Below are 18,308 nucleotides of genomic sequence, written 5' to 3' on the forward strand. Positions count from 1 at the left end.
ACGGCGGGCGGACGGTCACCAGGCGGGCCTGGCCGAAACCCCGCCGTCCACCACCAGGTCGTGGCCGGTCACCCAGGCGGCCATCGGTGAGGCGAGGAAGACGCACGCGTCACCGATGTCCTCGGGGCGGCCGAGCCGGCCGGCCGGAGCCGCCCGCCGGTAGCGGGTGACGCCGTCCGGCCAGGCCGCTTCCAGGCCCTCGCGGTCGACCAGGCCCGGCGAGACGCTGTTGACGCGGATGCCGTCGGGTCCGTACTCCAGCGCGGCCGAGCGGGCGTGCATCGCGACGGCCGCCTTGGACGCGCAGTAGTGGGCGTGGCCCGCCGCGGGCTGGTGCGCCTGGATGGACGCGATGTGGGTGACCGAACCGCCGCCGTCCCGCATCACCGCGGCCGCGGCCTGGGTGCAGGCGAAGACGCTCAGCACGTTGGTGTCGTTGACCGCGCGCCAGTCGGCGACGGTCATGGCCGCCAGGTCCTGGTCGGGCTGCACGCCCGCGTTGTTCACCAGGGCGGTGAGCCCGCCGCGCCACTCCGCCGCCGTGCGCACCAGGCGGTGGCACTCCTCCTCGGCGGACAGGTCGGCCTGTACGGCGAGCGCGCTGCCGCCCTGTGCCCCGATACGGGCGACGAGCGCGTCGGCGGCCGCGGCGTTCGAACGGTAGTGGGCGACGACCGCGGCGCCCGCCGCGGCGAAGCGCAGCGCGATGCCGGTGCCGAGGCAGCCGCCCGCGCCGGTCACCAGGGCCACCTGGCCCGCCAGGGACGGCAGCTCCGGGCAGCCCGCGGGGGCGGTCACGGGCGGCACAGCGCGGTGATCCGCGCCGCCTCCCCGGGGTGACGCGCGGCCAGTTCGGCGGCGTCCCCGTGCTCGTACCCGCCGAAGGTGAAGCCCGGCGCCATGGTGCAGCCGAACAGCGACCAGGCGCCGCCCCTGGCGACCTCGGCGGCCATCCACGTGCCGGCCGGCACCGTGAACTGGAGGTGCTGGCCACCCAGGACGTCCGGGCCGAGGACGACCGTACGGGCGTCACCGGACGGGTCCAGCAGGTACAGCGAGAGCGGGTCGCCGAGGTAGAAGTGCCAGACCTCGTCGGCGGGCAGGCGGTGCAGCGCGCAGCGGTCACCGGGCTCGGAGGTGAGCAACACGATGATCGCGGTGCCCTCCGGCCGCCCGTCGGGGCGCTCGGGGCCCGCCCAGGTCTGCCGGTAGCGCCCGCCCTCCCTGGGCAGCGGCTCCAGTCCGTAGAGCTCGACGATTTCCTGGGGCGACGGTGACACGGACGGCTGCCGGGCCATGCGTCTCCTTCCCGGTCCACTGCGGGTACGGCGGCACGTACGACTGGTACGGGCACCACCGTAGAACGGCGGTGCCGCGACGTCCGGGGATCACCGAAGTCGGGCGCGTTCGGGACGGACCGGGGCGGGCGCCCGGCCGGAGTCGCACCGGCTCTACGGATGCTCGGAGGTGAGGTAGTGCTGGATGGTCGGCGCCAGCCAGCTGACGATCTCCTCGCGGCCGAGGTCGACGGCGGGCGGCAGCAGCAGGACGTACCGCAGCATGCCCATGCCCACGAGCTGGGAGCCGACCAGCGCCGCGCGGGACGCGTCCTCGTCCGGAACCGCGCACACCGCAGCGAGCGCCGGTCTGATCTGTTCGACGAAGACGCCGCGCAGCCGGTCGGCGCCCGCTTCGTTGGTGACGGCGACGCGCACCATCGCGGTCAGCGCCTCGTCGCGCTCCCAGCGGTCCAGGAAGTGCCGTACGAGCAGGGATCCGAGCTGCTCGCGCGGCACGGACGTCAGGTCGGGCAGCTTCAGGTCGATCTCGGAGGCCGCCGCGAACAGGCCCGCCTTGTTGCCGTAGTAGCGCATGACCATCGACGGGTCGATGCCCGCGTCCCGGGCGACGGCCCGGATGGTGGCGCGTTCGTAGCCGTCGGCGGCGAAGCGCTCACGGGCGGCTTCGAGGATCGCGGCACGGGTGGCGTCGGAGCGGCGGGGGCGGTCCGGTGCGGCGTCCGGCGCGAGGGGGGAGGAATGGGTCTCAGCCATGCCAACGACTGTAGGCCAACAACTGTTGACTGGCCAGCACACCGGCCCTATCGTTGCCAACAAGCGTTGACCAACAACCGTTGGCAAACACTCGTTGGCATTGGAGGCGGCCATGTACCGCGATCCCGGCACCACCGACGACCCGAACCCCGCGGCCACCGCGCATCCCGCAGACACCGCGCACCCCGGCGAGACCGCCGACGTCCTCGTGGTCGGCGCCGGCCCCACCGGACTGCTGCTCGCCGGGGACCTCGCCGCCGCCGGCCTGCGCGTCACCCTGCTGGAGCGCCGTGCCCCCGGCCTCAGCAACCTGACCCGCGCGATGGCCGTGCACGCCCGCAGCCTCGAACAGCTCGACGCGCGCGGCCTCGCCGACGAACTGGTGGCGGGCGGCCACACGCTGCGGAGCATGCGGCTCTTCGGCGGCCTCGTCCTGAAGCCGACCCGGCTGCCCTCCCGCTTCCCGTTCGTGCTGATCACTCCGCAGTACGAGGTCGAGCGGCTGCTGGAGCGGCGCGCGCAGCAGGCCGGTGTCACCTTCCGGTACGGGGCCCGGGTGACCGGCCTGGACCAGGACGCCCACGGCGTCCAGGCCCGCGTACAGGAGGACGACGGGACGGCCACGACGTACCGCGCGTCCTACCTGGTCGGCTCGGACGGCGTGCGCAGCACCGTCCGCAAGGCACTCGGCCTGCCCTTCCCCGGCCGCGCCGTGGTCAGCTCCGTCGTCCTCGCCGACGTACGGCTCGACGAGCAGCCCGACCTCCCGATGGTCGGCAACGCCAGCGGCGACGCCATCGCGGTCGTCGCCAACTTCGGTGACGGCTGGTACCGCGTCGTCGGCTGGGACCGCCGCCGCCAGATCCCCGAGGACACCCCCGTCGGCCCCGACGAGGTCCGCAGCTACCTGCGCCTCGCCCTCGGCACCGACTACGGGATGGGCGAGGTGCGCTGGACCTCCCGCTTCCACAGCGACGAGCGCCAGGTGCCCCGCTACCGCGTCGGCCGCGCCTTCCTCGCGGGCGACGCCGCGCACGTCCACTCCCCGGCCGGCGGCCAGGGCATGAACACCGGGCTCCAGGACGCCGCCAACCTCGGCTGGAAGCTGGCCGCCGTACTGCGCGGCGACGCACCCGACAGCCTGCTGGACAGTTACCACGCCGAGCGCCACCCGGTGGGGAAGATGGTGCTGAGCAGCAGTGGCACGCTCATCCGGGCGGCCCAGCTGCGCAGCGCGCCGGCGCGGGCGCTGCGCGCTTCGGTCGCCGGGCTGATGAACGTGGTGCCGCCCCTGACGGACCGGGCACTGGCGATGATCAGCGGGGTGGGCATCTCCTACCCGGCCGAGCGCGGCGCCCACCCGCTCACGGGCAAGCGGGCCCCCGACTTCCGGCTGGCGGGCGGCACCCGGCTGTACGAGGCGCTGCGGGAGGGGGCGTTCGTGCTCGTCGCGCCGGAGGACGACGTCGTGCCCGACTCGGCCGACCGCTTCGTCCGCGCCTCGTGGGTCAGCGACCGGCGCACCGCGCTTCTCGTGCGCCCCGACGGCTATATCGCCTGGGCCACCGACGAGACCGTCCCGGCCGCGCGCGCCGCGTCGCTGCGCGGCGCCCTGGACCACTGGACCGGCTCGGGCCGGGTCTCCATGGTCCGCGCCGCGGCCTGAGCCCGACCGGCGCCCCGGCCCGAGCTTGACCAGCGCCGCGACCTGCCCCTGACCGGCATCCCGGCCCGAACCCGACCAGCGTCCCGGCCTGGATCCAACGGCACGCCGCCCCGCACCCGGTGCGGCCCACGTGGACCCGCCCCCCGGCCATGAACGGGGGACGGGTCCACGTCGCCCTGTACACCCGGCCGTCCCCGGGCCGGGCGGACGGACGCTCGCCGGGCCTGGCGGCCGAACCGGATCCCGCAGCTGCCCGGTTTCCGCCGCCCGCCACCGAAGTCCGTGCGGTCGCGCGCGATGGAAGGTGGAACCGGTCCCCGAAAACGCGGGGCGGGCCGGGCGCGTCCACGCACCCGGATACACCGCGGGGAATTCGAGGTGGTCACCAGTTATCCACCGATCAACGGAAAGCCGCGGTTCACCGCTCTGTCCGCCGTCCGCCGATCAGTGTCGTACCCCCCGGTAAACAGGGAATCTAGGGACACCCCAGCCGCCTGACAAGGGGCCCGGCCAGCGGATGTGACGCACCGTACGGTTTTTGGCCAGTGGTTCGCCCTTCACTCAGCGGTCGCCGCCGGAGCATTTCCCTTTCCCGTCAATCCCCGCTTCCGGACGCCCGCCCCCGGCCACCTCCGGCGCTCCGCGGCCGCGCCCGGCGCGCACGCCACCGCCCCCCTCCCCACAGCCGATACCGCCCCCTTCCCCTCAGTCGATGATGTGCCGCACATACGCCCGCGGGTCGGCGAGATAGCGGCGCCAATGGTCGACGAGGGCCAGCTCGTCCCACTCCACCGAGCGCATGCCGTGCTCACCGACCTCGACTATCTCCGCGCCGGGCAGGGCCGTGAGCAGCGGTGAGTGCGTGGCACAGACGACCTGGGCGCCGCTGCGGCCCAAGTCGTGCAGCACCCCGAGCAGTTCGAGGCAGGAGGAGAACGACAGCGCGGCCTCGGGCTCGTCCAGCACATACAGCCCCGGCTGCCGGAACTTCTCCCGGAACGCCATCAGGAACCCCTCGCCGTGGCTCATCTCCTCCGGCGCCCCCGACAGCCGCTCACGGCCGAGCGCGTCCCACGCGGTCTCGGCACGCAGGAAGAAGCCGTGCCTGCGGGTGCGCGGCCCGCGGACCATCCGGCGGCCCGCCATCGTCGCGTCGAAGCGGATCGCCAGGCCCAGCTCGGACGGCACGCGTGAACTGGCGTACTTGTAACCGGCCGAGCCGCCGTACGAGTCGAGCCCGAAGCCCTCCGCCAGGGCTTCGGCCAGGGTGGACTTGCCGGAGCCGTTCTCCCCCACGAGAAAGGTGACCGGCGCGCTGAATTTCAGCCCGTCCGCGACCAACCGCCGCACGCAGGGAACCGTCCAGGGCCAGCTGTCCCCGCTCTCCGCCCTCGTTTTCTCGGAGAGATGCACGTACGCGCGTTCGATGAGCATGTCTCGAAGCTCTCACACGCCACTGACAACCGCCCCGCACACCGCCCGCCCGCGCGCCCCCATGACCGCCCCACGCCCCCACCCGCCTCACCGCCACACCCCGCCCCCACCCCTCCTCCTCCCTACGCTGGCCCCATGCTGATCTCCCGCTCCATCGCCCTCTTCGTCCTCGCCGCCCTCTTCGAGATCGGCGGCGCCTGGCTCGTCTGGCAGGGCGTACGCGAGCACCGCGGGTGGATCTGGATCGGCGCGGGCGTGCTCGCCCTCGGCGCGTACGGCTTCGTCGCCACCCTCCAGCCGGACGCCGACTTCGGCCGCATCCTCGCCGCATACGGCGGGGTCTTCGTCGCGGGCTCGCTGGCCTGGGGCATGGTCGCGGACGGGTACCGCCCGGACCGCTGGGACGTGGCCGGCGCGCTGATCTGCCTGGCCGGCATGGCTGTGATCATGTACGCGCCCAGGGGCCGCTGACCCGCGCATATCCTGCGTAGGCACCACGACCACGCCCGCAGCGCCCGAGGAGCCACCGCATGACCGCCGTACCCGACGCGCCCGCCGCCCGCACCCGTACCGCCGTCGTCACCGGAGCCAGCAGCGGCATCGGCGCCGCCACCGCCCGCCGGCTGGCCGCCGAGGGCTACCGCGTCGTCCTCGCCGCCCGCCGCAAGGACCGCATCGAGGCGCTGGCCGCCGAACTGCCCGACGCCGAGGCCCACCAGCTCGACGTCACCGACCGCACCGCGGTGGACGCCTTCGCCGCCCACCTCCGGGAGCAGCACGCCTCGGTGGACGTCCTGGTCAACAACGCCGGCGGCGCCCTGGGCGCCGACCCCGTCGCCACCGGCGACCCGGCCGACTGGCGCACCATGTACGAGGTCAACGTCCTCGGCGTACTCAACGTCACCCAGGCCCTGCTCCCGTCCCTGACCGCCTCCGGGGACGGCACGGTCGTGGTCGTCTCCTCGACCGCCGGCCACGGCACCTACGAGGGCGGCGGCGGCTATGTCGCCGCCAAGCACGGCGCGCACGTCATCGCCGAGACGCTCCGGCTGGAGCTGTGCGGCGAGCCCGTCCGCGTCATCGAGATCGCCCCCGGCATGGTCAAGACCGACGAGTTCGCCACCACCCGCTTCCGCGGCGACACCGCCAAGGCCGCCAAGGTCTACCAGGGCGTGGCCGAGCCGCTGACCGCCGACGACGTCGCCGACACCATCGGCTGGGCCGTCACCCGCCCCGCCCACGTCAACGTCGACCTCCTCGTCGTCCGCCCCCGCGCCCAGGCCTCCAACTCCAAGGTGCACCGCGCTTCCTGAAGCACCCACCCGGCACGCGAAGGCCGCCCCGCGGCGCCACCGGAAAAACCGCTGGCGCCGCGGCGGCCCCCGCCCGTACCGTCTCCAGGGTCGGCGCATCTGCGCGCCGTCGCACGTGCACGACCTCGCACGTGTCCCCACTCTCGGGCCCCGGCGCCCTGGAAAGCAGTGTCTATGCCCCGGCCGGCGCTGAGCGCGCCTCACCACCGCGCGGACGAACCCCGCCGCTGACCTTCACCGTCTGACGGCCGCCGTCCGCCGCACCGGCCCGGCCGCACCCGCCTTCGCGCGGTGCCGCCCGTTGCCCGTACGACCGAGGCCGCTCGGCCCGCTCCCGCTGCCATGACCCATGTTTTCCGGCAAGGAGTCCCCGAGTGCTGTCCAACAGCTCCAAGAACCCGCACCGCCCGAACCCGCTCCCGCGCACCGACACCTTCACCTGCGTCCGGTGCGGGCTGACCGTCACCACCCTCGATCCGGACGGCAACCGCCGCAACCACTGCCCCAGTTGCCTGCACTCCCGGCACGTACGGGACGCGGTCGAGGGCGGCCCGTCCACCTGCGGCTCCCGTATGTCGCCCATCGCGATCGCGGTGCTGCGCACCGACGACTGGATGGTCATCCACCGGTGCACCCGCTGCGACGAGCTGACGTCCAACCCGGTCTCCCCGGACGACAACCAGCTGATCCTGATGCGGATGGCGGTCCGGCCACTGGCCCAGCCGCCGTTCCCGCTCGAAGCGTTCGGCGACCTGTGAGCGGGGAGTGACGGAGCCATGCCACGACGCCGTACTCCCCGACAGCAGCGCCGCACCCAGCGGCCCAAGGACGTCCTCCACGGGCCGGGCGGCGCCTCCGGCGACACCTTCCGCTGCGTCGAGTGCCGCCTGGAGGTCCCGCTGACCGCACCGGGCACCGCCCACCGCAACCACTGCCCGCACTGCCTGGCCAGCCGCCACGTCGACCGCAGGATCCCGGGCGACCGGTCCGCGGACTGCGGCGGCCGGATGCGGGCCCTGTGCCTGACCACCCGGCAGGACGGGGAATGGCTGCTGATCCACCAGTGCCTGGCCTGCGGCGCACTGAGCACCAACCGCACCGCGGGCGACGACAACGCCCTGGCACTGGTGATCCTGGCGGTCCGCCCGCTGGCCGACACCCGGATGCCCGTACGGGCGCTGATCAGCCTGTGACACCCCGAGGACACGAAGCGGCCACCTCATGACACGCCGGTGCCGGGCCCTGACGCCGCGGGGCCCGGCACCGGCCGGTCCCGGCGGTTGTCTTTCCTGGCGCCTCTGTTGTGCTCGGTGCCACTAAGCCAGCAATGGTGCTCAGTAATAACTGCTCATCTCTGCGGGAAGGTCGATCAGCGGACGGCGCTGTGACCCGCCCGAGGCGCTTCCACACCACGTCGAGCGCTTTCCAGGATGTCCTGGTTCCGGACGCACATCTGCTGGGCTCGCGTGCGCATCTCCTTCGCCCGCTTCCTCATCGCCCAGGACCGCGCGACAGTCGCCCGACTGTCCTGGAGAATCCGGCAGTCCCACCACCAGACAGGAGCCGGGCCGCACCACCCCGGAGTACGTGCGGCGCCGGAACTCAGCCCTTCACACACACCACCTGCTTGAGCTTGGCCACGACCTCCACCAGGTCCCGCTGCTGGTCGATGACCTTCTCGATCGGCTTGTACGCGCCCGGGATCTCGTCCACGACGCCGGAGTCCTTACGGCACTCCACACCCCGCGTCTGCTCCTCCAGGTCCCGCGTCGAGAAACGCTTCTTCGCGGCGTTGCGGCTCATCTTCCGGCCCGCGCCGTGCGAGGCGGAATTGAAGGACGCCGGGTTCCCCAGCCCCTTGACGATGTACGAACCGGTGCCCATCGAACCGGGAATGATCCCGTAATCACCGCTCCCGGCCCGGATCGCGCCCTTGCGCGTCACGAGCAGGTCCATCCCGTCGTACCGCTCCTCCGCCACATAGTTGTGGTGGCAGGAGATCACCGGCTCGAACGTCGGCTTGGCCTTCTTGAACTCCTTGCGTACCACGTCCTGGAAGAGGGCCATCATGATCGCGCGGTTGTGCTTGGCGTACTCCTGCGCCCAGAAGAGGTCGTTGCGGTAGGCCGCCATCTGCGGGGTGTCCGCGATGAAGACGGCGAGGTCGCGGTCGACCAGGCCCTGGTTGTGCGGCAGCTTCTGCGCCTGGCCGATGTGGAAGTCGGCCAGTTCCTTGCCGATGTTGCGGGAGCCGGAGTGCAGCATCAGCCACACCGCGCCGGACTCGTCGAGGCAGAACTCGATGAAGTGGTTGCCGCCGCCGAGCGAACCCATCTGCTTCACGGCCCGGTCCTGCCGGAACCTGACCGCTTCGGCGACCCCGTCGAAGCGGCCCCAGAAGTCGTCCCAGCCACTCGTCGCCAGGCCGTGCAGGCGGCCCGGGTGCACCGGGTCGTCGTGCATGGCCCGGCCGACCGGGATGGCCTCCTCGATCTTGGAGCGGAGGCGGGAGAGGTCGCCGGGCAGATCGTTCGCGGTGAGCGAGGTCTGCACGGCGCTCATACCGCACCCGATGTCGACACCGACGGCCGCCGGACAGACCGCCCCGTGCATGGCGATCACCGAGCCGACCGTCGCGCCCTTGCCGTAATGCACGTCCGGCATCACGGCCAGGCCCTTGATCCATGGCAGGGTGGCCACGTTGTGCAGCTGCTGCATGGCAGCACCCTCGACCGTGGACGGATCCGCCCACATCCGGATCGGAACCTTCGCCCCGGGCACTTCGGTGTACGACATAGCTTCCTCATTCCCCCGAAAATCAGCAAATAGCAAAAGCCGGACAAGAAGCCTGATCAAGGACAGGGAACCGGCGTACGCAGCAGAACGTGCGGTAGACATTGTGTCCATCTGCCGTCTTGCCACGGCAACCAGATTTCCTACGGAAGGAGCCGGGTACGGTGCAGCGAAGGTCGTTCGTACCGGGTACCGCACTGGCGACCGTGGCAGCACTGGCCGCCACGCTCAGCGCCTGCAGCGGCGGCTCCGGAACCGGCAGCGGTGCCGCCGACACCAAGAGCGGCGACGCGGCCGCCGCGTCGCAGTCCGCCGAGCCCGGCAAATACAAGACGCTCCCCGAGCCGTGCAGCCTGCCCGCCAAGGGCACCCTGCGCAAGCTGCTGCCGCCCGGCGGCACGGAGAGCCCGCAGGACGCCGAGAAGATCTACGCGGGCACCGCGGACATCACCTACGACACGGACCGCAGGGTCGGCTGCCGCTGGAAGCGCGAGGCACCCGACGGCACCCGCCACCTCACCCTCGACTTCGAGCGGGTCGTCTCCTACGACCCCGCGGTCAGCGATGACGACAAGGCGCAGACCGTCTACGGGAAGAAGGAACTGGCCGCCGACCTGCCGTCCGGCAGCAGCGCGGCGCCGACGCCCACCCCCACGCCTTCCGGCGACAAGGACAAGAAGCCCGGCGAGGACACCGGGGGAGACCAGGAGGCCGGCAAGGGCACCGCCGGCGGCAAGGCATCCCCCGTCCCCTCCTCCCCTTCCTCCCCCGCCACACCCACCACCCCGCCGGGCGGCGGCGCGAGCGACGCGCCCGGCTCCGCCACGGCTCCGCGCGTCCTGGACGGCCTCGGTGACGCCGCGTTCCTCAACGACAAGCTGGTCACCGCCGACAGTGGCGTACACCGCGATGTCACGATCGTCTTCCGCTCCTCGAACGTCATCGTGACCATCGCCTACGACCGGTGGTCGGCTGACAAGACGACGCTGCCCGACAGCAAGGACCTCCAGGACAAGGCACAGGCGCTGGCCCAGGAACTGGCCGACCGCTTCAACGAATAGTCCGCTTTGTCCGGCGAGTAACGTCACGAATCGCCCTCCGGCCGCCCTCCGCCGCGTACCGTGTGCCCCCGAGCCCCGCGCGCGGCAGTGTCGCCGCGCGCCCCGAAGGACGTACCGCACGCGGCCCGCACCCGGACCTCACGCGGCACCCGACGGCGTCCAGTGCGACGCGCCGAACGACGACAAACAGCGAAGGAACCATGCACCGTTCAGCCAAGCGACTCGCCAGCCTCCTCGCCTGCGCAGCCGTACCGGTGATGCTCGTCGCCGGCTGCTCCTCCGACGACGACTCCGGCAAGAAGAAGGACTCGGGCGGCGCGTCGAAGTCCGCCGCCCCCAGCAAGAGCGGCAGCTCCACCCCCAGCGTCACGCCCGCCAAGATGAAGAAGCTGCCCAGTCCCTGCCAGGCCGTGTCCAAGGACACCGTCAAGAAGCTGGTACCCAAGACCAAGAACGAGGACGGCGAGCAGGGCAAGTCCTCCGACGCCATGGCCCGCGGCTACTGCGCCTGGAACAGCTCCGACTCCCAGGGCGTGGACGGCACCCAGTACCGCTGGCTGGACGTCGGCTTCCAGCGTTACGACTCCGACCCGACCCTGGGCACCGGCGAGAAGCGCGCCACCGACTTCTACAAGAAGCAGGTCGACGCCGCCAAGGCCACCCAGAACGCCAAGAACACCAAGACCGGCACGGTCGACGGCAACGGCGACGAGTCCTCCTGGATCACCTACGACCTCAAGAAGGACGACTCCGACTTCAAGAACCAGACGGTGATCGCCCGCACCGCGAACGTCGTGGTCACCGTCAACTACAACGGCGCGGGCCTGGCCGGCGCCGACGCCCCCGACCCGAGCGACCTGCTCAAGGCCGCCGAAACCGCCGCCAAGGAAGCCGTCGCCGCGGTGGGCAAGGCCAACCAGTAACCACCCGGGCCCTCCCACCCCGGCCCGGCTTGACGGGTGTGCCAGGCTGAGCCGCCACAGTCAGCCGAGGCCGGGGAGGGATCGCGGGTGCCCGCGACGACACACGCGACGCGCTTGAGCCGTACCCACCGCATCCTGATCGGCCTGGTCATCGCCGGCGCCGCCCTGATCGCGGCCATCGGCTTCGCCGGCTCCTACACAGCCGTACGCGACCTCGCCCAGCGCAAGGGCTTCGGCGCCTTCTCCGCCGTCTTCCCCATCGGCATCGACGCCGGGATCGTGGTCCTGCTCGCCCTGGACCTGCTGCTGACCTGGACCCGCATCCCGTTCCCCCTGCTGCGCCAGACCGCCTGGCTGCTGACCGCCGCCACCATCGCCTTCAACGGCGCCGCGGCCTGGCCGGACCCGCTCGGCGTCGGGATGCACGCGGTGATCCCGGTCCTCTTCGTGGTCGCCGTCGAGGCCGCCCGGCACGCCGTCAGCCGGATCGCCGACCTCACCGCCGACAAGCACATGGAGGGCGTCCGCCTGGCCCGCTGGCTGCTGGCGTTCCCGTCCACGTTCCGGCTCTGGCGCCGGATGAATATCTCTATGCCAATCTGACGTGCCAGGGACGTTCGGCACATCTTGTAACTCGTTCGTGGCTCACAAGTATCTACAACGCGGGAGTCACGTTAGGTACGGCATGAACGCCCATGCCTTCCAAGCTGAGCGAGCCTTGTCCCCTACGGGAGATCCTCAGAGCACCCGATGGGTCATTCTCGATCCCCGGCTCGCCATCCACCGGGAGGGGACGGACTTCCTGACGTTCCTGCACGGTGCGGACCGGTCCGTGAACACCATCAGGGTCTACGCGGGGCGCCTGGCCTTGTTCCTGACCTGGTGTGCCGAGCATGCAGTCGACTGGAGAACCGTCACCCTCGCGTCGATGGCCCGATTCAGGTTCTGGCTGGAGGCCACTCCCGGCTGGCGAGGCAAGTCACGCTCCGGCACAACGGTCAACGCGACGATCACGGCGGTGGTCGAGTACCTGCGGTACTGCGCACTGCACAGCGTGATCGCGCCAGAGGTGGCGGACCGCTTGTCTCAGCCTCGCTATCTCGCCACCCCTCCGCCTGGCCTCGATGCCGGTGAGCGCGGGCAGTTCCGCACAGTGCGGGCAAAGGCGATCAAGTCACGGGAGGTGGAGAAACCCTACGAAGCCCTGTCCGAGGAGCAGGTTGCCGCGGTGGTGGCCGGGTGCCGTACGGCTCGCGACCGGTTCTTGGTGGTGCTGATGCTGGCGACCGGTATCCGCATCGGGGAGGCTCTGGGGCTGCGCAGGCAGGACATGCACTTCCTGCCGGATTCCCGGGCCCTCGGCTGCAGCGTTTCCGGCGCCCACGTCCACGTACGTCACCGCCGGGACAACGAGAACAAAGCCCTGGCCAAGTCCCGCTACCCGCGGGTCGTCCCGGTCGACGCCCCCACGGTGGCCGAGTACGTGGCCTATCGCCTCGACCGCGATGCGGTGGTCGAGGCCGAAGCGAACGATTTGGTTTTCGTCAATCTCTATCAGCGGCCTCTGGGCAAGGCGATGACCTACCAGGCAGCGAAAGGCATGTTCGAGCGGCTGTCGCAACAGTGCGGGTTCGTCGCACGCCCGCACATGTTGCGACACACCGCGGCAACGGCCTGGGTCAGGGCCGGCGTGCCGATCGATGTCGTGCAACAGCTGATGGGGCACGTGTCGGCCGCATCCACTGCGATCTACCTGCACGCCAACGAGCGCGAGAAGCGGGAGGCCGTGGAACGCGTGGCCGCTCAGCGGGAGGTGGCCGCGCGATGAAGCCCGTGCTCGCTGCGCCCCTGCACTCGCACTCTGAGCCTGCGGCGTCGGCAGAAGGGTGGTTGGCGTGGCTGCGCCAGCAGGTACGGCCCGATTGGCGTCCGGGCGAGTGGGACCACGAGCGGATGTTCTTCGACGGGGACCTGGACAACGACGCCACCAGTGCCTCACGCTGCAGGGTTGCCGCCTGCCGGACGCCTTGTCCTGGCCGTGTCGGCCGGTGTTCGCCCTGCAGTGTTGCAGCGCGGGCCAGCGAGCTGTCGGACGAGGAGTTCGACGCGACCTACCGGCCGTCGCGGAAGCGGCGGGTACGCGGGGCCTCTGATCGCGAGGCGTGCCTGGTTGCCGACCACACAGGTCGGTGTGCACGGGAGGCGGTGAGTCATGGGTTCTGTCCGACCCATGCCTCCGCGTTCAGCGAGCGCAGGAGACGGACTCCCGACCTTCAGGTCGCGGATTGGCAGGCCTCGGCCGCTCCCCGCCCCTTGCCTCACCAAGGGGAATGCCTTGTGGGCGGATGCAACCGGGAGCAGCAGCAGCTCCGGCTGTGCACGTCGCACCACGGGAAGTGGCGCCGTGAGCTCTGTAGCGGTAACCGCACCCCTGACCAGCTTCTGGCATGGGCAGCGGATGCCGGTCCGTTCCTCCAGGTCCATCAGTTCTGGTGCGGCGGGCTTCACCCCGTCGTCGCCCATGAGCTGCTGCTCGGTCTGCAGAAGCGCGACCGAGAGGGACTGAGCATCAGTCCGCTTGCAGTGCGACTCGCCATCGCGGCCGCCGCCGACGTGGACAGCCTGCGCGGCCTGGACCTGTCCTCGTTGCGGTTCGGCAGGGAGAAAGGCAGCAGCCCGGCGCGTGCCTTGCTGGGCCAGATCCAGCGCATGCTCGAACGCGCACGACGGCAGTACGAGGGTGCTGATCCCATGGCAGGCGACGTATGGGACGCCGCAGCCGTGGGCCTGTGGGCCGCGACGCATCGTCGCTACGACGCGGTGAAGGGCGACATCGACTTCCGGGTCGTCCGCCAGGCATGGCTGCGTGCACTTCTCATGGAATGGGCGCGCTCGGTTCGGCCGACCATCCAAGATCTGCGCACCTCCCTCCTGGCGTTCTCAGCCGCCTCCGACGGACTGGCCCAGCGAGTGGGAGGAGGCGAAGAACCCTCGCGCCTGGGCGCCGCAGACATGACGGCGGCCGTCGATGCAATCAAGAAGTCCCGGAAGAAGGACGGGAAACCCCGTGCGGCTGCCACCCAGGACAAGCTGGTCAGAGCATGGTTCTCGGTCTTGGAGTTCACGCGTGCGAGCGGGCTGATGGATGACGCGCCCGGTACCTTCAGTCGGGCCCGCCACCATCGCGTGGCTCCGGTCGACGTCAACGAGGAACACGCCGGCCGAGCTCTGCCCAACTCCGTCATCCGCCAGCTGGATGCTCAGCTCCACCTCGTGGACGTCACCCACCGAGGCTGGCCGAAGGATCTTTCACGACTGTTCCACCAGACCGTCTACGCCGTCCTGCGTGACACCGGGCGCCGCCTTGGCGAGGTCGCGAGCCTCAAGGTGGGCTGCATCGAGCAGGATGACGGCCACTACCAGCTGGTCTACGACAACCACAAAGCCAAACGGAACGGCCGTCGCCTGCCCGTCCCGCAGAGCACGGCCGAACTGGTCAACCTCTGGGAACGGCGCCGCGCCGAGCTATCGCTGACCGAGCGAGCAGGTTCGTGGCTCTTCCCCAGCGCCCTGCACGGCTCCGGCCGGGGCAACGGTCACATCCGGCCCGACAGCATCTCGGCAGCGCTGCGCACCTGGGTCGACGCACTCCCCCGCATCGACAGCGACGTCCTGGGAGCGGATGGGAGCCCTCTGCCCTTCGACCGCTCCCTGATCACCGCACATGCCTTCCGGCACACCTACGCCCAGCGGCATGCAGATGCCGGCGTTCCCGTCGACGTGCTACGCGATCTCATGGATCACACTTCGGTCGATACGACCATGGGCTACTACCAGGTGACGCTGAAGCGTAAGCGGGAGGCTATCCGCACGCTGGCGCCCTTGGCTGTGGACCGCACCGGCCGGTCGTCTCCGCTCCCTCAGAGCAAGTACGAGATCGCTTCGGTCGCCGTCCCGTTCGGAAACTGCACCGAACCCTCCAATGTCAAAGCCGGTGGTGGTTCCTGTCCCATCCGGTTCCAGTGTTCGGGCTGTACCTTCTACCGTCCCGACCCGTCCTACCTGCCCGCCATCGAAGATCACGTACGCGGTCTGAAGTCCGACCGCGAGACCGCTGACGCCATCGGAGCTGCCGACTTCGTACTGGACAACATCGAAGCCCAGATCGACAGCTTTCAGGAAGTCGCCACCACCATGCGCGACCAGCTGGCGGCGCTACCCGACGACGAGCGGCAACAGATCGAGGAAGCGAGCAAGATCCTCCGCAAGGCACGAGCCACTACCTCTCACAAACTGCTGCCTCTGGCAGTGATCAAGCAACGCAAGGAGGACCAGTGACCGCTCGCGAAGCCCGCGCTGCCGCGCTGAAAGCGGCGCGTGAACGCGACAGCCAGAACAAGCGCCGCCGCGTACTGGAGGTTCTGGACTCCCTGCAACGCGCAGGAACGAAGATCACGTTCGCCAGGGTGGCCAAGGAGGCCGGCGTCTCCAGCTGGCTCACGTACTCCCCTGGACTGCGCGAACCCATCGAGGCGGCCCGCCGACGCCAGGAAGAGCTGGGTATCGAGGCGACAGCCGGTGCCGTTCCGCCACAGAGCCGCGTCAGCAACGCCAGCCTCAAGACCGACCTCGCACTCGCCCAGCAGCAGATCAAAGAGCTCCGCGAAGAACGCAACCGACTTCGAGAACGGCTCCGCCTCCAGCTTGGGACAGAGCTGAACCACACCAACGTCAGCGAACTCAGAGACGATATGGGCGAGTTGAACCGCGCGAACGCTGCCCTCACCAAGGATCTCCAGCAAGCTCAAGCCGACAACAAGGCGCTGCGCGCCACAATCGAAGGCCTGGAAGATGACCTGTCGGCGGCCCGACAGAGCCTGCGCAAGATGATGCGTGCCACGTAGGTTCAGGCCTGCCATCTCTCAGCACCGGCGCGACGGAATCGCCCGTACCATGCCAGTGCTGAGCACGGTCACATCCAGAGGAGGAACAGAGCCATGGCCCCGTGGCGGAGCCCGGTACGCCCCATCCACTTCCTCCTGGCCCCACGCATGGCACGGCGCCTGTACCTATGGACGCTGGACAACCCCGGCCTCACCTACCAAGAGGCGTTGAAGTGGGAGAGCCTCTGGCAACTCGAACGTGCCCGGATACGAGGGGTCTACGGGCGGTGGCTCTGGCACCTGAAGGCGCCCCGGCCCGAACGGACTCCCCTGCGCGCTGGCCTCTTCAGTCCCGACTTCCTCTCCGAGATGCGGTCCGCTCAGAGATCCGCGAGCGGCAGCTGAACGAAGCGGTGTCAGGCAGGCGTCCATGGACGCGCTGGATCATGACCCAGCTGATCAGCTCGCGAACACCGCATCACAGAAGGGAAGGGCGTGGAGAACCGGTTCGCAGGAGGGTGCACCTTGTGTTCGGTGTGGGTAGCTGCGCACGGCGGCTTCTTGCAGCGAAGCGAGAGCGGCACCTGGGAGGTGCGCTGCCCAACGTGCCGTCACGTTGACGAGCTCGCCGAAGCAGGCGACTTTGACCCCGACAAGATCGCGCTGCCCGCATCGCCACCGTCCGGAGCCGCTCCCGTCCTGCATCTTCGTGTTCTCGGTCTAAACCGATCCTGTTGGAAGTGCGGGCGGGCCACCACCTGTATCGCCGGCCTCTATCCCGCTCGCCCGGCACGCGGCTACTGCGGGCTCTTCACCACGGAGAACCCTCGGACGATGGAACTCGCCGTGCACCTTCTGGAACGAAACGGACGGGCGGATCTGACGGCGCCGGTGAAGTCCCGATACAGCAGGACCATGCGCGAGCGGCAGCTGGCCAATGGGTGCCAGCACTGCGACGCGCTTCAAGGCAACTTTCCAGTCCAGGAGGAGGCGTTTGCGCGAGTCGCGGCAACCGGCGGGCCGGACGGTCTCGACACGCTAGTCGTCGCCGAGTGCCCGGCCCTGGCGTGGCAGGCTGTCGTGCACGACAACAGCGGTGGCGTCATCGCCGTCTGATGCAAGTCCGTTGGCCGTTAATGCACTCGGATCGGATCACGGCTGGTTCCGCCTCACCGGCGATAACAGTCGCGCTTCACACGAAGCCCGCGTCAGGCCGACCGTTCCTCGGTTGAACTCTGCTGCTCAAGCTGCAGTTCCCTCTTGCGCTGCTCTTCCTTCAGACGCTCGACGAATCGCGCAAACATTCTCAGCCTCTCCTGCTCCGAGAGGGGCTGTGACGGGTCGGTTCCCGCGTAGTCATCGAGCATGAACTGCGACGCGTTGTAGTGCTTCTCGATGTCGTCGGCCGTTGACTGAAGGTTGTACCCACGTTCGCGGAACTTGAAGTAGCCAGTGATGCCAGCGGAGATACCCACTAGGGCGCTGAGAGCTGATGTGATGATCCGCAAGACCAAGTTGGAGCCTTCGTTCATCGCCGCCAGCGTCGACGTAACGATCGAACCCGTAATGATGATGATCTGGAAGAAGTTGTGAACACGGCGGTTTGTCGCCGCACCCTTCCTGTACTGGTCGATCAGGTCGAGTGACGCTTCGCGATAGATCCGCAGCCCTGACGGCGAGTCCAGCGGGAGCTTCGCCGCGGCCGTTTGCCGGTCCAGCGATGCATTCCGCAGTGTCGTGTTCGCTGCCACTATCTTCTTGCGGTTCTTCCAGAGCGCCCACCCAGCGGCCACCCACAGCACCAGCACGATGACCAGGCCGACGTACCGCGTAAAGGTCGGCTGCTCGTTCCACAAGCCCACGACGACGGTGTAGCCCAGCAAGAACGCCAAGGCGATGGCGCCCAACATCGTCAGCATGAAGATCCGCTGAAACGTCCGGGCTGCGCGGAGATCGTCCTCCAACTGGTCGAAGGCTCTCACCTTCTCGCGGTACTCCTGCTGAAGTGCCCGCTCCTGCTCTTCCGTCAGTGGCGCTGAGCCCGCCCCGCCGTCTGCCCCTACAGTCACTGTTCCCCCTATCCCTGCGGCACGCTCATCGTGCCAATCGACCATCACTGCGGCCGACGTAACTGACATGCCAGAAGGGAAAACACCCTACCGATCAGGAGTGACGTCAGAG

General features: G+C 69.9%; 18 protein-coding genes and 1 pseudogene. 13 read left to right on the top strand and 6 right to left on the bottom strand.

What is annotated here, in order from left to right:
* Positions 1-15 precede the first annotated feature (15 nt).
* The 3 genes from ACZ53K_RS07595 to ACZ53K_RS07605 form a co-directional block, all read right to left on the bottom strand.
* Entirely contained in the window at positions 16-798 is a 783-nt protein-coding gene (locus tag ACZ53K_RS07595) for an SDR family NAD(P)-dependent oxidoreductase (protein ID WP_468832758.1), read from the bottom strand.
* The gene (locus tag ACZ53K_RS07600) at positions 795-1,298 is read right to left on the bottom strand and encodes a cupin domain-containing protein (protein WP_468832759.1); all 504 of its coding nucleotides are present in this window, start codon (positions 1,296-1,298) and stop codon (positions 795-797) included. The genes ACZ53K_RS07595 and ACZ53K_RS07600 overlap by 4 nt, the downstream gene beginning before the upstream one ends.
* A 153-nt stretch (positions 1,299-1,451) precedes the next feature.
* Positions 1,452-2,054: a TetR/AcrR family transcriptional regulator gene (locus ACZ53K_RS07605; RefSeq protein ID WP_468832760.1), complete on the bottom strand. Its 603-nt coding sequence runs from the start codon at positions 2,052-2,054 to the stop codon at positions 1,452-1,454.
* Between the two features lie 112 nt (positions 2,055-2,166).
* On the opposite strand from ACZ53K_RS07605, the gene ACZ53K_RS07610 reads away from it, so the two are divergent.
* Positions 2,167-3,720 (top strand): FAD-dependent oxidoreductase, encoded by a 1,554-nt coding sequence (locus tag ACZ53K_RS07610; protein WP_468832762.1) that lies wholly within the window; start codon positions 2,167-2,169, stop codon positions 3,718-3,720.
* A 705-nt stretch (positions 3,721-4,425) separates the two neighbouring features.
* Here the strand turns inward: ACZ53K_RS07610 and ACZ53K_RS07615 are convergent.
* Positions 4,426-5,154, bottom strand: a complete 729-nt coding sequence (locus ACZ53K_RS07615) for an AAA family ATPase (RefSeq protein ID WP_468832763.1) — start codon at positions 5,152-5,154, stop codon at positions 4,426-4,428.
* A 135-nt stretch (positions 5,155-5,289) separates the two neighbouring features.
* Between ACZ53K_RS07615 and ACZ53K_RS07620 the strand changes: the two genes are divergently transcribed.
* The 4 genes from ACZ53K_RS07620 to ACZ53K_RS07635 all read left to right on the top strand — a co-directional run bounded on the left by ACZ53K_RS07620 (position 5,290) and on the right by ACZ53K_RS07635 (position 7,660).
* A complete protein-coding gene (locus tag ACZ53K_RS07620) occupies positions 5,290-5,625 on the top strand; it encodes a YnfA family protein (RefSeq protein WP_468832764.1) in 336 nt (111 codons plus the stop codon).
* 59 nt (positions 5,626-5,684) lie between these two features.
* Positions 5,685-6,467 carry an SDR family NAD(P)-dependent oxidoreductase gene (locus ACZ53K_RS07625; protein ID WP_468832766.1) on the top strand — a complete coding sequence of 261 codons (783 nt, stop codon included), beginning with the start codon at positions 5,685-5,687 and terminating at the stop codon, positions 6,465-6,467.
* 374 nt (positions 6,468-6,841) lie between these two features.
* A complete protein-coding gene (locus tag ACZ53K_RS07630) occupies positions 6,842-7,225 on the top strand; it encodes an RNHCP domain-containing protein (RefSeq protein ID WP_468832767.1) in 384 nt (127 codons plus the stop codon).
* Positions 7,226-7,243: 18 nt separating this feature from the next.
* Positions 7,244-7,660, top strand: a complete 417-nt coding sequence (locus tag ACZ53K_RS07635; protein ID WP_468832768.1) for an RNHCP domain-containing protein — start codon at positions 7,244-7,246, stop codon at positions 7,658-7,660.
* Between the two features lie 409 nt (positions 7,661-8,069).
* Here ACZ53K_RS07635 and ACZ53K_RS07640 read toward each other — a convergent pair whose 3' ends face one another.
* Complete coding sequence (locus ACZ53K_RS07640) at positions 8,070-9,263, bottom strand: RtcB family protein (protein WP_468832769.1); 1,194 nt, start codon at positions 9,261-9,263, stop codon at positions 8,070-8,072.
* Between the two features lie 161 nt (positions 9,264-9,424).
* Between ACZ53K_RS07640 and ACZ53K_RS07645 the strand changes: the two genes are divergently transcribed.
* The 8 genes and pseudogenes from ACZ53K_RS07645 to ACZ53K_RS07680 all read left to right on the top strand — a co-directional run bounded on the left by ACZ53K_RS07645 (position 9,425) and on the right by ACZ53K_RS07680 (position 17,243).
* Complete coding sequence (locus ACZ53K_RS07645) at positions 9,425-10,321, top strand: hypothetical protein (protein ID WP_468832771.1); 897 nt, start codon at positions 9,425-9,427, stop codon at positions 10,319-10,321.
* A gap of 200 nt (positions 10,322-10,521) precedes the next feature.
* Entirely contained in the window at positions 10,522-11,244 is a 723-nt protein-coding gene (locus ACZ53K_RS07650; protein ID WP_468832772.1) for a DUF3558 family protein, read from the top strand.
* 114 nt (positions 11,245-11,358) lie between these two features.
* Positions 11,359-11,832: pseudogene (locus ACZ53K_RS07655) on the top strand (DUF2637 domain-containing protein); the annotation flags it as partial.
* Between the two features lie 97 nt (positions 11,833-11,929).
* Positions 11,930-13,072 carry a tyrosine-type recombinase/integrase gene (locus ACZ53K_RS07660; RefSeq protein WP_468832773.1) on the top strand — a complete coding sequence of 381 codons (1,143 nt, stop codon included), beginning with the start codon at positions 11,930-11,932 and terminating at the stop codon, positions 13,070-13,072.
* A gap of 509 nt (positions 13,073-13,581) precedes the next feature.
* Positions 13,582-15,582, top strand: a complete 2,001-nt coding sequence (locus tag ACZ53K_RS07665; protein WP_468832775.1) for a tyrosine-type recombinase/integrase — start codon at positions 13,582-13,584, stop codon at positions 15,580-15,582.
* Positions 15,579-16,148 (top strand): DUF6262 family protein, encoded by a 570-nt coding sequence (locus ACZ53K_RS07670; RefSeq protein WP_468832776.1) that lies wholly within the window; start codon positions 15,579-15,581, stop codon positions 16,146-16,148. Before ACZ53K_RS07665 ends, ACZ53K_RS07670 begins: the two co-directional genes overlap by 4 nt.
* Before the next feature lie 93 nt (positions 16,149-16,241).
* Entirely contained in the window at positions 16,242-16,532 is a 291-nt protein-coding gene (locus tag ACZ53K_RS07675) for a hypothetical protein (protein ID WP_468832777.1), read from the top strand.
* Positions 16,533-16,961: 429 nt separating this feature from the next.
* The gene (locus tag ACZ53K_RS07680) at positions 16,962-17,243 is read left to right on the top strand and encodes a hypothetical protein (RefSeq protein ID WP_468832779.1); all 282 of its coding nucleotides are present in this window, start codon (positions 16,962-16,964) and stop codon (positions 17,241-17,243) included.
* 92 nt (positions 17,244-17,335) lie between these two features.
* Here the strand turns inward: ACZ53K_RS07680 and ACZ53K_RS07685 are convergent, their stop codons facing one another.
* The gene (locus ACZ53K_RS07685) at positions 17,336-18,265 is read right to left on the bottom strand and encodes a DUF4231 domain-containing protein (protein ID WP_468832780.1); all 930 of its coding nucleotides are present in this window, start codon (positions 18,263-18,265) and stop codon (positions 17,336-17,338) included.
* Positions 18,266-18,308: the final 43 nt, after the last annotated feature.

It is taken from the genome of Streptomyces sp. NPDC033221, from assembly GCF_055577005.1.